Annotated in this window: 15 protein-coding genes; 9 read left to right on the top strand and 6 right to left on the bottom strand. The window is 53.0% G+C overall.

Annotation, left to right across the window (positions count from 1 at the left end; translation table 11 throughout):
- Positions 1-98 precede the first annotated feature (98 nt).
- From rfaQ to AC2FCQ_RS19690, 3 genes are read left to right on the top strand one after another with little or no spacing between them, the layout of a single operon-like run.
- Positions 99-1,181 (top strand): putative lipopolysaccharide heptosyltransferase III, encoded by a 1,083-nt coding sequence (gene rfaQ / locus AC2FCQ_RS19700; protein ID WP_490308893.1) that lies wholly within the window; start codon positions 99-101, stop codon positions 1,179-1,181.
- Complete coding sequence (locus AC2FCQ_RS19695; protein WP_404760927.1) at positions 1,178-2,305, top strand: glycosyltransferase family 4 protein; 1,128 nt, start codon at positions 1,178-1,180, stop codon at positions 2,303-2,305. Before rfaQ ends, AC2FCQ_RS19695 begins: the two co-directional genes overlap by 4 nt.
- Positions 2,306-2,307: 2 nt before the next feature.
- Positions 2,308-3,405 carry a glycosyltransferase gene (locus tag AC2FCQ_RS19690; RefSeq protein ID WP_490308892.1) on the top strand — a complete coding sequence of 366 codons (1,098 nt, stop codon included), beginning with the start codon at positions 2,308-2,310 and terminating at the stop codon, positions 3,403-3,405.
- Positions 3,406-3,439: 34 nt separating this feature from the next.
- Here AC2FCQ_RS19690 and AC2FCQ_RS19685 read toward each other — a convergent pair whose 3' ends face one another.
- Positions 3,440-4,453 (bottom strand): glycosyltransferase family 9 protein, encoded by a 1,014-nt coding sequence (locus tag AC2FCQ_RS19685; RefSeq protein ID WP_490308909.1) that lies wholly within the window; start codon positions 4,451-4,453, stop codon positions 3,440-3,442.
- A gap of 125 nt (positions 4,454-4,578) precedes the next feature.
- On the opposite strand from AC2FCQ_RS19685, the gene waaA reads away from it, so the two are divergent.
- The 3 genes from waaA to coaD are packed head-to-tail and all read left to right on the top strand — an operon-like array spanning position 4,579 to position 7,119.
- On the top strand, positions 4,579-5,856 hold the full coding sequence (gene waaA / locus AC2FCQ_RS19680) for a lipid IV(A) 3-deoxy-D-manno-octulosonic acid transferase (RefSeq protein ID WP_209640118.1): 1,278 nt from the start codon (positions 4,579-4,581) through the stop codon (positions 5,854-5,856).
- Positions 5,857-6,630 (top strand): glycosyltransferase family 2 protein, encoded by a 774-nt coding sequence (locus AC2FCQ_RS19675; protein ID WP_209640121.1) that lies wholly within the window; start codon positions 5,857-5,859, stop codon positions 6,628-6,630.
- Positions 6,631-6,633: 3 nt separating this feature from the next.
- Entirely contained in the window at positions 6,634-7,119 is a 486-nt protein-coding gene (gene coaD / locus AC2FCQ_RS19670) for a pantetheine-phosphate adenylyltransferase (RefSeq protein WP_037421730.1), read from the top strand.
- Here coaD and mutM read toward each other — a convergent pair whose 3' ends face one another.
- The 4 genes from mutM to radC all read right to left on the bottom strand — a co-directional run bounded on the left by mutM (position 7,120) and on the right by radC (position 9,452).
- Entirely contained in the window at positions 7,120-7,929 is an 810-nt protein-coding gene (mutM, locus tag AC2FCQ_RS19665; protein WP_209640123.1) for a bifunctional DNA-formamidopyrimidine glycosylase/DNA-(apurinic or apyrimidinic site) lyase, read from the bottom strand.
- A 160-nt stretch (positions 7,930-8,089) separates the two neighbouring features.
- Complete coding sequence (gene rpmG, locus AC2FCQ_RS19660) at positions 8,090-8,257, bottom strand: 50S ribosomal protein L33 (RefSeq protein WP_004392084.1); 168 nt, start codon at positions 8,255-8,257, stop codon at positions 8,090-8,092.
- Between the two features lie 11 nt (positions 8,258-8,268).
- Positions 8,269-8,505, bottom strand: coding sequence for a 50S ribosomal protein L28 (gene rpmB / locus AC2FCQ_RS19655; RefSeq protein WP_004931195.1), 237 nt, complete (start codon positions 8,503-8,505; stop codon positions 8,269-8,271).
- Between the two features lie 263 nt (positions 8,506-8,768).
- A complete protein-coding gene (gene radC / locus AC2FCQ_RS19650; RefSeq protein WP_209640126.1) occupies positions 8,769-9,452 on the bottom strand; it encodes a RadC family protein in 684 nt (227 codons plus the stop codon).
- A 179-nt stretch (positions 9,453-9,631) separates the two neighbouring features.
- Between radC and coaBC the strand changes: the two genes are divergently transcribed.
- The 3 genes from coaBC (at position 9,632) to slmA (ending at position 12,142) form a co-directional block, all read left to right on the top strand.
- Entirely contained in the window at positions 9,632-10,849 is a 1,218-nt protein-coding gene (gene coaBC, locus AC2FCQ_RS19645) for a bifunctional phosphopantothenoylcysteine decarboxylase/phosphopantothenate--cysteine ligase CoaBC (RefSeq protein ID WP_490308891.1), read from the top strand.
- Positions 10,827-11,285, top strand: a complete 459-nt coding sequence (dut, locus tag AC2FCQ_RS19640) for a dUTP diphosphatase (protein WP_209640132.1) — start codon at positions 10,827-10,829, stop codon at positions 11,283-11,285. Before coaBC ends, dut begins: the two co-directional genes overlap by 23 nt.
- A gap of 260 nt (positions 11,286-11,545) precedes the next feature.
- The gene (gene slmA, locus AC2FCQ_RS19635) at positions 11,546-12,142 is read left to right on the top strand and encodes a nucleoid occlusion factor SlmA (RefSeq protein ID WP_037421744.1); all 597 of its coding nucleotides are present in this window, start codon (positions 11,546-11,548) and stop codon (positions 12,140-12,142) included.
- A gap of 47 nt (positions 12,143-12,189) precedes the next feature.
- Here the strand turns inward: slmA and pyrE are convergent, their stop codons facing one another.
- On the bottom strand, positions 12,190-12,831 hold the full coding sequence (pyrE, locus tag AC2FCQ_RS19630; RefSeq protein WP_037421748.1) for an orotate phosphoribosyltransferase: 642 nt from the start codon (positions 12,829-12,831) through the stop codon (positions 12,190-12,192).
- Between the last annotated feature and the right edge of the window lie 92 nt (positions 12,832-12,923).

The following is a 12,923-nucleotide window of genomic DNA, read 5'->3' as shown; positions in this document are numbered from 1 at the left end:
GCGTTATTTTTTCACTTCACGGCAAGAAAACTGTGCAACAGTAGCCACATGCGATCGGGTCATTTAGAATCAAACATTGGTTTCCCAGAAAGCGACTCATGATGAACGACGCGCCAGCCTTAGCTCCTGATACCTCGATACAGCGTATTCTGATCGTTAAACTTCGCCACCACGGCGACATGTTGCTGACAACTCCGGTCATCAATACTCTGCGGCAAAACTACCCGCAAGCGCAGATTGACGTACTGCTGTATAAAGAAACCCAGGATATGCTGGCCAGCAACCCCGCACTGTCGAATGTCTTCGTTATCGATCGCCAGTGGAAAAAACAGGGGGCAAAAGCACATCTGAATCATGAGCTTAATCTGATCCGGCAGCTCAAGGCGCAGCGTTACGATCTGGTGGTCAATCTGGCCGATCAGTGGCGCAGTGCCCTTCTCACCCGGCTGACCGGGGCACGCATCCGGTTGGGGTTCGACTTCCCCAAGCGGCAGGGTTTTTTATGGCGTCATTGCCACACACATTTGGTGCCGGTTACTGATCACGCCCACCTCCATACCGTCGAACAAAACCTGTCGCTGTTACACCCCTTAGGCCTGCCAACCGTCAGCCAACAGGTGATCATGAGTTATCCGCCCGAGGACTGGCAAACCTGCCAGCAACTGTTACAACAACAGGGCATTACCGATGACTTTATCGTGATACAGCCGACCTCACGCTGGTTCTTCAAGTGCTGGAGTGAAGAAAAAATGGCCGCCACGATAAGTGCATTGCAGGCTGACGGCCACCGGTTGGTGATCACTTCCGGACCAGATGCAAAAGAGCAGGCCATGGTGGAGCGTATTCTGGCGCTCTGCCCGGCACAAGGTGTGGTTTCATTGGCTGGCCAACTGACGCTGCGGCAACTGGCAGCTCTGATCGATCACGCCAAATTGTTTATCGGCGTAGATTCAGTGCCTATGCACATGGCCGCCGCACTGCAAACCCCCTGCATTGCGCTGTTTGGCCCTTCCAAGCTGGTGTTTTGGCGCCCATGGCAGGTGATTGGCCGCGTGATCTGGGCCGGAGACTACGGCACCTTGCCCGATCCAGACGCCATCAATACCGGCACCGATGAACGGTATCTGGACCTTATTCCTACAGACGTGGTGATTGCAGCCGCGCGGAGCACGTTGGTATGAAAGCATTTCGTTTGGCGATCGTTCGCCAAAAGTACCGCCCAGACGGTGGGGCTGAGCGTTTCGTTTCGCGCGCCCTCGAGGCACTGGAACAACAAGACCTCGACCTGAACGTTATCACCCGCGAATGGCAGGGTGATGCCAATCCTGATTGGCACATCCACCTGTGCAATCCGCTGAAATTCGGCCGTATTAGCCGTGAGCGCGGCTTTGCCGAAGCGGCCAGAGCACTGTGGCAGAAAGAAGAATTCGATCTGGTACAGAGCCATGAGCGTATCCCCGGCTGTGATATTTACCGCGCCGGCGATGGCGTACACCGCCGCTGGTTGTTACAACGCGCCCGCCTGCTGCCGGAATGGCGCCGTAAATGGCTGTTCTCAAATCGTTATCACCGTTATGTGATGTGTGCAGAGCGCGCAATGTACGCCGCCCCAGAATTGAAAGCCGTCATCTGCAACGCCGAAATGATTAAACAGGAAATCATCGATGATTTTGGCGTACCCGCCGATAAAATTACGGTGATCTACAACGCCATTGATAATCAAAAGTTCCTGCCTGCAACGGCTGAGCAGCGCCAGCAGCTTCGCGCGCAGTACCAGATCCCACAACAGGCGCATTGCCTGATCTTTGTCGGCTCCGGTTTTGAACGTAAAGGCTTAGCCGCCGCCATCCGTGCCGTTGCAGCCACCGACAGCTATCTTCTGGTGGTCGGCAAAGACAAGGCCGAAAAACGCTATCAGGCGTTGGCGCAATCACTGGGTTGCAGCGATCGCGTGCGGTTTATGGGTGTACAGAAACAGACGCTGCCGTTTTATCAAGCTGCCGATGCGCTGTTGCTACCCACGCTGTATGATCCTTTCCCCAACGTGATTCTGGAAGCCATGTCCTGCGGCTTACCGGTCATAACCAGTACCACCTGCGGCGGTGCTGAGTTTATCACCCAAGGGCATAATGGCTTTGTCACCGATGCTCTCGACGTCCCCGCGCTGATTGAGGCGATCGCGGCGTTACCGCGTCAGGCTTTAGGCTCCGCCATGGGTGAGGCCGCAAGATTGCGTATTATGTCGGCCACCCCGGCTCACCTGTCGGAACAGCTGATATCCCTTTATAACCGGCTGCTGGATTAACTATGCGTATTCTGATGATTATCGATGGCCTACCCGGTGGAGGCGCGGAAAAAGTGGTGCTAACACTGTGCCAGGGCATGCAGCAAATGGGCCATGACGTTAGCCTGATTTCATTACGCGATGTCTGTAACTACCCGATCCCCTCCGGTATTCACTATCAGGTCGTCGCCGATCACAATCGCTCACCCTGGCGTAAAGTGACGGAGCTATCACGCCGTGCTGCCGCACTGGATCACGCGATAGCCGACATTGAGCGCCAACATGGCATCTATGATTTGGTGTTCTCCAACCTGCATAAAACCGATCGCATCGTCAGCCGCAGCAAGTTGCTTTCCTCAGACCGCCTGTGGTTCTGCATTCATGGCATCCTGTCGACGTCCTATCTCGGTCACCGCAAAGGGCTGGATCGTTGGTTGAAACAGCGGAAAATCGCTGCGGTTTACCAAGGCAGAAATATGGTTGCCGTCTCAGAGGCCGTAGGGAACGATTTACAGCAAAACCTGCCGATCCATCCAAGCCGGTTAGCCGTGATCAACAACCCGTTCGATATTGATGCTATTGCACAGCAAGCAGCAGCCCCCTGCGAGCTGGCTGGCCAGGATTACCTGGTGCACGTTGGACGCTTTCATCCACACAAACGGCACGATCGTTTGTTGAAAGCCTATGCGCTGTCGGGCATACAGGCGCCATTGGCCCTGGTTGGAACCGGCAGCGAAGCTAACATAGAAGAAGCGAAACAGCTGGCAAACCAATTAGGTATCGCAGAGCGTGTGCTCTTCCTCGGATTCCAGGCTAACCCCTATCCGTTTATTCGCCATGCATCATTGTTGGTGCTCAGCTCTGACAGTGAAGGCTTTGGCAACGTGCTGGTGGAAGCCCTGCTGTGCGATACGCCGGTAGTCAGCACTCGCTGTCCGGGTGGGCCTGCGGAAATTCTGGAAAAAGCGGGAATGGATAACGCACTGGCGGAGCTCAATGAAAAATCATTGGCAGAAAAAATGGCAGAAATTTACGCCAAACCACCCAAAATCAATCATGACCAATTGCTGAACTATGGATTAACCCCTATTTGCCAGCAGTACCTGGACCTCAAAAAATAAATTAAAGGCAGGGGAAACCCTGCCTTATTTATAATTAATTTAATGCCTGTATTTTATCCCAGACATCATCAACGGGCACATCAATACAGTCGCCCGATTCAGTTTGCAGAATATGATAACGCCCAGACCAGGGGTGCCAAGATTCTTTATCCGTATCGCCAAAGAATACAACCATATCTTTATTCAGTGCCGCAGCCAGGTGCATTTGTCCACCGTCACTGCACAGCACTCTGTCGCATAAATCGAAACCGGCCAGTAATTCACGTACTGACGCCGTTGGATACAGTGCTACACGCTCATTTTGACACAGCGCCAACAGTTGCTCTGCGCGTTTTTGATCGCCGATATCGTCCGGCGTCAATGTCCCCTGCGGGGACCAGAAAATCAAGACACCCGTGTTCTTCTCAGCAAGTAAGCGGTTGATAATTTCAGCATAGCGCTCTATAGGCCAACGTCGTTTAGGGCTACGACTGCTGATGTGAACAGCGCACAATCGATCGACCGGTGGCAGGTATTCTTGCAAACGCTTCGCGGCCTGTTGGCGCTCTTCCGGGGTCAAAAACACCCGTACCGGGGGAATCGGAATATGTTGTTCAGTAATGGCCGAGAGGTAACTGTAAGTGTGTTCTACCTGGTGCTTGCCACTGAAATTTTCTTTGCGGAAAGGATGATGAATATCAGACGTCCCCAAATCTGCGCCAATAATATTACTGACACCCGCCATTTTTGCCAATCGCAGGCTGTACTTACAGGGAACGGGGTTAGCCAAGATCGCCGCATCGAATTTTATTTTTCGCAGTTTCAAAAAAATCATCAGTCGCTCAAAATAAACCCCTAATGTGGTTTCATTCTTCGCCTTGTGCTTTGCCTTTTTATAGACAAACACGTTTTCAAGATGGGGGTTATTTTTTACAACATCCTGGCTGACTTTATTGATTAACAGATAAAGTTTGGCATCCGGATAGGCAATTTTCACCCCTTCGATTAGCGGGGTAGTACAAACAAGATCGCCAATGTTGTCACGGCGAATAATTAAAATATTCTTCATTCCAAGCCTATCAGCGAAATCTCTCGCCTGTTGTCTGAAACTGACACCCAAGGTTACCAAATTAGCGCCTTTCCCTTCCAGTTATGGTACTATTCTGAATAACCCATATAAATGAAATTGATAGAATGTTGCTGCGTTTATATCAGGTACTACTCTACCTCATCCAACCCCTGATCTGGCTTCGCTTACTGTTGCGCAGCCGCAAAGCTCCAGCCTACCGTAAACGCTGGGCAGAACGCTATGGTTTCTGCGCCGGGAAAGTCGTTCCGGGCGGCATCATGCTACATTCCGTCTCCGTAGGTGAAACGCTGGCCGCTATTCCATTGGTCCGCGCGCTCCGCCACCGCTACCCTTATTTACCGATTACTGTGACCACGATGACGCCGACAGGTTCAGAGCGTGTGCAATCCGCCTTCGGTAAAGACGTTCACCATGTTTATCTGCCTTATGACCTGCCCGGTTCGATGCGCCGCTTCCTGGATCAAGTGAATCCAAAACTGGTCATCATTATGGAAACCGAGCTGTGGCCGAATCTGATCAACGCACTACACCAGCGTCAGATCCCTTTGGTGATCGCCAATGCCCGCCTTTCCGCCCGTTCTGCCGCCGGTTATAAAAAAATCGGCGGTTTTGTCCGTGATATGCTGCGCCGCATTACGCTGATCGCCGCACAAAACCAGGAAGACGGTGAGCGCTTTGTTGAACTTGGCCTTAAGCGCTCACAACTCACCGTGACCGGTAGCCTGAAGTTCGATATTTCCGTGACTCCAGAGCTGGCAGCCCGAGCCGTCACGTTGCGTCGTCAATGGGCACCGCGCCGCCCAGTGTGGATCGCCACCAGTACCCATGAAGGTGAAGAAAGTATTCTGCTGGCTGCGCACCGAAAACTGCTGGAAAAACACCCTGACTTGCTGCTGATCCTGGTACCACGTCATCCAGAACGCTTCTCTACCGCCAAAGAGCTGGTGCAAAAAGCCGGTTTCAGTTACACCCTGCGCAGCAGCGGCGAAATCCCTTCCGGCGGAACCCAGGTAGTAATCGGCGATACCATGGGTGAACTGATGCTACTGTATGGCATTGCCGATCTGGCCTTTGTGGGTGGCAGCCTGGTGGAGCGCGGTGGGCATAACCCACTGGAAGCCGCCGCACACGCCATCCCCGTGCTGATGGGCCCACATACTTTCAATTTTAAGGATATCTGCGCCAAGCTGTCGCAAGCCGGGGGATTGATCACCGTGGCCGACGAAGAATCGTTGGTCAAGGAAGTGACTACGCTACTTACCGACGAAGACTATCGTCGCTATTACGGCCGTCACGCGGTAGAAGTGCTGTATCAAAATCAGGGAGCGCTGCAGCGCCTGCTGCAACTGTTGGAACCGCACCTGCCGCCACGGAGCCATTAAATGAGCAACCGCAAAAGCCTGTCGGTGGTGATTATCGCCAAGAACGAAGCCGGGCTGCTGCCGGATTGTCTTCGCTCCGTAGCATGGGCAGATGAAATCATTCTGCTCGACTCAGGTAGCGAAGATAACAGTGTCGCCATTGCCGAAGATCTGGGTGCCAAAGTATTCACTCATACCGACTGGCAAGGTTTCGGCAAACAGCGTCAGCTGGCACAGAGTTACGCCTGCAACGACTATATTTTGATGATCGACGCCGATGAGCGTGTTACGCCCGAACTTCGCCAATCCATTGAACAGACACTCGCCGCACCGGACGATAACCACGTCTACAGCTGCGCGCGCCGTAACCTGTTCCTCGGGCGTTTTATGCGCCACAGCGGCTGGTACCCAGATCGTGTCAACCGTCTGTATGCCAACCAACGCTACCGCTATAACGACGATCTGGTACACGAATCACTTCATATCAACGGGGCGAAAGTCGTGCCGCTGAGCGGCGATCTGCTCCATCTGACCTGCCGTGATTTCTTTGCCTTTCAGCGTAAACAACTGCGTTATGCCGAAGAATGGGCCAATCAGCGCCATCTGGCCGGTAAGCGCTGCAGCTATGTTTCGATAATCACCCACACCCTGGGTGCGTTCTGCAAAACCTGGCTGCTGCGGGCTGGCTTCCTGGACGGTAAACAGGGGTTGCTGTTAGCGGTGGTCAACGCGCAATATACTTTCAATAAATATGCCGCACTCTGGGCATTGGGCCGCAACTATTCAGAGAAGTGAATCATGACCCGTAAAGCCATCTACCCCGGTACTTTCGATCCCATGACCAACGGCCACCTGGATTTGGTGACGCGTGCGTCAAAAATATTCGATCACGTCATCCTGGCTATCGCGGCCAGTCCGAGCAAAAAGCCACTGTTCACGCTGGAAGAGCGCGTAGACTTAGCCACTCAAGTGACGTCACACCTGGATAATGTGGAAGTATTGGGGTTCAGTGAACTGATGGCACATTTTGCCGCTCATCAGAATGCCAATATTCTGGTTCGCGGCCTGCGTGCAGTCTCTGACTTTGAATATGAGTTGCAGTTGGCGAATATGAACCGCCATTTGATGCCCACGCTGGAAAGCGTATTCCTGATGCCTTCCGAAGAGTGGTCGTTTATCTCTTCTTCTCTGGTAAAAGAAGTGGCACGTCACGGCGGCGATATCGCCCCTTTCTTGCCGGACGTGGTCACTCAGGCATTATTCGAGAAACTCGCCAAACAATAATCAACGCTGGCAACGCCGACAGAAGAAAGTACTGCGTTGCCCGTGCTTGGCCGATTCAATTGGTGTACCGCATACGCGGCAAGGTTCACCAGCCCGACCATATACCTGCAATTCCTGCGCGAAATAGCCAGGCTTGCCGTCCGACTGCAGGAAATCACGTAACGTCGTGCCTCCCTGCTCAATAGAACGCAGCAAGACAGCCTTAATGGTTTCCACCAACACGTCAGCCTCCACTTTGCTTAACGAGCCTGCCGGGCGGTCTGGGAGGATCCTTGCGGTAAACAACGATTCGCTGGCGTAGATGTTGCCAACCCCCACCACCAGCTTGTTATCCATTAGCCAGGGTTTGATCAGCGTACGCTTGTTGCGAGATTTCTCGAACAGGTAGGCGCCGTTAAACGCATCACTCAAGGGTTCCGGTCCGAGATGGGCCAACACGTTGCTTGCCGCCAGATCGTCACACCATAGCCAGGCACCAAAGCGGCGCGGATCGGTATAACGCAGCGTCATACCATTGCTGATAACCAGGTCAACGTGGTCGTGTTTACCCGCTTCTGTCTCTTCGGCCAACATGCGCAGGCTGCCAGACATCCCCAGATGAACGATAATCCAGCCGCTCGCCAGTTCAATGAGAAGATACTTGGCGCGTCGCTGGACACTGAGTACTGGCTGGTCGCTCAGCGCCAGAATTTGCTCGGAAACGGGCCAGCGCAGACGTGCATTGCGCACCACGGCATATTGAATGCTATGACCGACAAGATAAGGTTCAATACCGCGACGGCTGGTCTCAACTTCTGGTAATTCAGGCATTCCACGCTCCCCTTTGCTTTTCTCTACCCTATGATTCCAAGCAGCACAGCTTATGTAGCTTCACATCCCCTGTAGATCATTTATGTAAGTAACAGGCAATGGGTATCCCTTATAACGCAAAAAACCCGGCCAAGGCCGGGTTTTTATTAATCCACTAAAATTATTTAATTTTAGCTTCTTTGTAGATCACGTGCTGGCGGACAACTGGATCGAATTTCTTCAGTTCCAATTTTTCCGGCTTAGTACGCTTGTTCTTCGTGGTGGTATAGAAGTGACCAGTACCAGCAGAAGAAACCAGCTTGATCTTCTCGCGAACACCTTTAGCCATGATGCAGTTCCTTAATACTTCTCACCACGGGCACGCAGATCGGCCAAGACCGTCTCAATACCCTTCTTATCGATAACACGCATACCTTTAGCAGATACACGCAGCGTTACAAAGCGCTTCTCAGCCTCAACCCAAAAACGGTGTGAGTGCAGGTTCGGCAGAAAACGGCGTTTGGTCGCGTTCATTGCGTGGGAACGGTTGTTACCGCTCACCGGGCGCTTGCCAGTAACTTGGCAGACTCGGGACATGTCTATTCTCCAAAAATCAAATCAGCTCGAGCTTCGTATAGGGTATGGCCGCCTCGTCAGGCTTTTAGAGCCCATCTCAGCAAACTTCATACTGAGGAGACTCTCGTCATCAGGTCAGAAACCACACATCAGGTTAGAAACCTGCTGAGATAGGCTCTTACGCCAAACCCAAGATTCTCAAAGGTGGCGTAGTATACGCTCTGAAGCGTAAGTGCTCAAGTCCCGAACAGCTAAAGATCCCACAAGGATCGCGAAAAAATCGCTTAAAGCCATCCGCGCTCGGCAAAAGAGACGCATTCACCCCGACCTATCACCAAATGATCGAGCACTCGGATCTCCAATAACAGGCAGGCACTTACCACTTGCTCTGTTATTAAACGGTCGGCATGACTGGGTTCAGCCTTACCCGAAGGATGATTATGCGCCAGAATAATGGCGGCCGCATTAGCCTTCAACGCTTCGCGCACAATTTCTCTCGGGTATACGACAACGCTGCTGATGGTACCAGCAAACATCTCCTGATGGCGAATAACACGGTGCTGATTGTCTAAAAACAATACCAAAAACACTTCTCGCTCATGATGGGCCAGCAGGCTTTGCAAATAATGCTGGGTCATTTTGGGGTTAAGCATGGCATTTTCCTTTGCCAGATGGCTGGAAAAGAAGCGGAACGCCAACTCTGAAATGGCCTGAAGTTGGGTATAGCTGGCATTACCCAACCCCTTGTAGCTGCAAAAAACCGAATGATCCGCTGACATCAGATGATAAAGCGAGCCAAACTGCACCAGTAACTCTTCCGCCAACTGCATAACATGCACGCCAGGAAACCCCGTACGTAAAAAAATGGCCAACAGTTCGGCATCGGACAGCGCCGACGCGCCGTAGTGCAACAATTTTTCCCGTGGTGCCAGCGTATCTGGCCACAAGGTGATTACCTGACTGCTCATCATCGCCTCCCGAAAATGCCACAGCATGCCATGTGACAAAGAAGCCGACGACAGGTGCTTGATAACATTGCGAAGTGCTGCGCAACCTATGATGTAACGGGATGCAGATACAGTGGAATCGCTCACCCGCCTGGCGGTTATGCTAAAATGGCACATCTTTCGGATTCAATCGGACAATCATGATGACGGGACTCTCCGGCAAACATATTGTACTGGGTATCAGTGGCGGTATCGCCGCTTACAAATGCCCGGAACTGGTACGTCGCCTGCGTGACAGAGGCGCGGAAGTGCGTGTGATAATGACCCATGCGGCGAAGGCCTTTATTACGCCGTTGACGCTACAGGCCGTGTCCGGTTATCCGGTCTCAGATGATCTGCTGGATCCCGCAGCCGAAGCCGCGATGGGGCATATCGAGCTCGGCAAATGGGCAGACCTGGTCATACTGGCACCGGCCACCGCCGATCTGCTGGCACGCGTCGCCGCTGGCATGGCCAACGACCTGCTGACAACGGTTTGCCTGGCCACCGCTGCACCGATCGCCGCATCACCTGCCATGAACCAACAGATGTACCGCGCCGCCGCTACCCAGGCCAATCTGCAAACCCTGCAGGCTCGCGGTATGCTGCTGTGGGGGCCAGATAGCGGTAGTCAAGCCTGTGGCGACGTCGGCCCAGGCCGCATGATTGATCCGCTGGATATCGTTGAACTGGCAAACAATCATTTCTCCGCACCGCAAGATCTGCAACATTTGAAGATTATGCTCACCGCCGGTCCAACCCGTGAAGCGCTGGACCCGGTGCGTTTTATCAGCAACCACAGTTCAGGTAAAATGGGCTTTGCCATCGCCCGGGCCGCCGCAGCACGCGGTGCGCAGGTCACGTTGATTGCCGGGCCGGTTAACCAACCGACACCACCACATGTCACCCGGGTAGATGTCATCAGCGCGTTGGAAATGGAGCAGGCAGTGCAGCAACGCGCCGCTCAGCAGGATATTTTTATTTCCTGTGCGGCCGTGGCCGATTACCGTGCCGAACAAATTTCCGATGAAAAAATAAAAAAACAGGGTGATGAAATCATCCTCAAAATGGTAAAAAACCCCGATATCGTTGCAGGCGTCGCAGCGATGACGAAAAAACGCCCCTTTGTCGTGGGGTTTGCCGCCGAAACCCAGAATGTGGAAGAATACGCGCGACAAAAACTGGCGCGTAAGAAATTGGATTTAATTTGCGCCAATGATGTATCGCTTGCAGAGCATGGGTTTAACAGCGACACCAATGCCTTGCACCTTTTTTGGCAGGATGGAGAAAAGCGCCTGGCGCTGAGCGACAAAGCACTCCTTGGCCAACGTTTAATAGACGAGATAGTCAGCCGTTATGATGAAAAAAATCGACGTTAAAATCCTCGACCCGCGTATTGGAAAGGATTTCCCTTTACCGACCTACGCAACCCCAGGCTCGGCAGGTCTCGATCTGCGTGCCTGCCTGGACAACGCCGAAGAACTGGCTCCGGGTGAAACCACGTTGTTACCTACCGGTTTGGCTATCCACATCGCCGACACGAGTCTGGCTGCGGTGATCCTGCCGCGTTCAGGTTTAGGTCATAAGCACGGTGTGGTACTGGGCAATCTGGTCGGCCTGATCGACTCTGATTACCAGGGCCAACTGATGGTTTCCGTCTGGAACCGTGGCCAGAAATCCTTCACGATTGAACCCGGTGAACGCATCGCACAGATGGTATTTGTGCCTGTTGTACAAGCCGAATTCAATCTGGTTGAAGAGTTCGACAGCAGTGAACGTGGCGAAGGCGGCTTTGGCCATTCCGGTCGCCAGTAAGCGCTGCTCAATACCTAAGTACCGACAAGGAAACGTCGCCTGAAACCTTGCCACCTCAGAGAGAAGGACATCTCTACGGCAAGGTTTGGCCGACAACGATTACAGCGCACACCAGGGCGCATGGAGAGTACAGGTCGTTAAGGCCGCTGACCCCAGCATCGTAAAAAAGCTATCACATAAGCCCTACAGAGAACGCTCTGTAACGGCCGGTGCCCGGGTTTCCGAAAGTCTAAGCAGTTTTAGCAAGGGTCTAATCAGACATGGCAGAAAAAGAAAATACCAAAAGGAACCGGCGCGAGGAAATACTGCAGGCATTAGCCCAGATGCTGGAGTCCAGCGACGGCAACCAGCGTATTACCACCGCTAAACTTGCCGCTAACGTTGGCGTCTCCGAAGCTGCACTCTACCGGCACTTTCCAAGCAAGACACGGATGTTCGACAGTCTGATCGAATTTATTGAAGACAGCCTGATAACGCGCATCAACCTGATCCTGCAGGACGAAAAAGAGACCTTTAACCGCCTGCGTCTGATTTTGCTGTTGGTACTGGGATTCGCCGAACGCAACCCTGGCCTGACGCGTATTATGACCGGTCACGCACTTATGTTTGAACAGGATCGGCTGCAGGGGAGAATCAATCAGCTGTTTGAACGCATTGAGGCACAGCTGCGCCAGGTGCTGAAAGAACGCAAGCTACGTGAAGGTAAAGGTTTTATCGTAGATGAAACGCTGTTGGCCAGCCAACTGCTGGCCTTCTGCGAAGGTATGCTATCACGCTACGTTCGTTCCGAATTCCGCTACCGCCCAACACAAGAGTTCGAAGGGCGTTGGCCACTGCTGGCGGCACAGCTGCAATAAACCTTACGCCGGGCGCGTTTTGCGCGCCCGGCTGAATAAAGCGTGCGTTAAACGCCGTACTGCTCGCGATAAGCACGCACCGCCGCCAGGTGATCGGCCATTTCCGGTTTTTCTTCCAGATAAACAATCAAATCCTTCAGCGTCACGATGGAAATCACCTTACAGTGATAATCGCGCTCAACTTCCTGAATAGCAGAGATATCCGCACGACCCCGTTCCTGACGGTCAAGCGAGATCAGTACCCCGGCCAGCGTTGCACCGCCCGCGCCAATGATTTCCATCGATTCACGGATCGCCGTTCCGGCAGTGATCACATCGTCTACCAGCATGACTCGGCCCTGCAGCGGACTGCCCACCAGCGTCCCGCCTTCACCGTGAGTTTTGGCTTCTTTGCGGTTAAAGCAGTAAGGGACATCACGGTCATGATGTTCCGCCAGTGCAACAGCCGTGGTCGTGGCGATAGGAATCCCTTTGTAAGCCGGGCCAAACAGCAAATCGAATTCGATGCCAGAATCAATCAATGCTTCGGCGTAGAAGCGCCCTAACAGCGCAAGATCACGCCCAGTATTAAACAAACCGGCATTAAAGAAATACGGGCTGGTACGGCCGGATTTCAGGGTGAACTCGCCGAATTTCAATACCTGCTTGTTAAGCGCGAACTCGATAAACTGGCGCTGATAGGCTTTCATTACTGCTTCTCCTCATCTGGTCGGTTAGATCTGTGAATACTGCCACCCGAACGTCGGGCGTAAAAAAGGCGACTCTTGAGTCGCCTTAAAAA

The sequence above is a fragment of the Serratia sp. CoH_134_PS_4 genome, assembly GCF_058190535.1.
Note: the sequence above shows the minus strand (reverse complement) of the source record. Positions and strands in the feature narration are given on the sequence as shown.

Coding starts and splice junctions, on each gene's coding strand:
- waaA (WP_209640118.1), top strand. CDS start 4,579: ATGTTGCTGCGTTTATATCAGGTACTACTCTACCTCATCCAACCCCTG.
- AC2FCQ_RS19690 (WP_490308892.1), top strand. CDS start 2,308: ATGCGTATTCTGATGATTATCGATGGCCTACCCGGTGGAGGCGCGGAA.
- coaBC (WP_490308891.1), top strand. CDS start 9,632: ATGATGACGGGACTCTCCGGCAAACATATTGTACTGGGTATCAGTGGC.
- pyrE (WP_037421748.1), bottom strand. CDS start 12,831: ATGAAAGCCTATCAGCGCCAGTTTATCGAGTTCGCGCTTAACAAGCAG.
- AC2FCQ_RS19695 (WP_404760927.1), top strand. CDS start 1,178: ATGAAAGCATTTCGTTTGGCGATCGTTCGCCAAAAGTACCGCCCAGAC.
- AC2FCQ_RS19675 (WP_209640121.1), top strand. CDS start 5,857: ATGAGCAACCGCAAAAGCCTGTCGGTGGTGATTATCGCCAAGAACGAA.
- dut (WP_209640132.1), top strand. CDS start 10,827: ATGATGAAAAAAATCGACGTTAAAATCCTCGACCCGCGTATTGGAAAG.
- radC (WP_209640126.1), bottom strand. CDS start 9,452: ATGAGCAGTCAGGTAATCACCTTGTGGCCAGATACGCTGGCACCACGG.
- mutM (WP_209640123.1), bottom strand. CDS start 7,929: ATGCCTGAATTACCAGAAGTTGAGACCAGCCGTCGCGGTATTGAACCT.
- rpmB (WP_004931195.1), bottom strand. CDS start 8,505: ATGTCCCGAGTCTGCCAAGTTACTGGCAAGCGCCCGGTGAGCGGTAAC.
- slmA (WP_037421744.1), top strand. CDS start 11,546: ATGGCAGAAAAAGAAAATACCAAAAGGAACCGGCGCGAGGAAATACTG.
- AC2FCQ_RS19685 (WP_490308909.1), bottom strand. CDS start 4,453: ATGAAGAATATTTTAATTATTCGCCGTGACAACATTGGCGATCTTGTT.
- coaD (WP_037421730.1), top strand. CDS start 6,634: ATGACCCGTAAAGCCATCTACCCCGGTACTTTCGATCCCATGACCAAC.
- rfaQ (WP_490308893.1), top strand. CDS start 99: ATGATGAACGACGCGCCAGCCTTAGCTCCTGATACCTCGATACAGCGT.
- rpmG (WP_004392084.1), bottom strand. CDS start 8,257: ATGGCTAAAGGTGTTCGCGAGAAGATCAAGCTGGTTTCTTCTGCTGGT.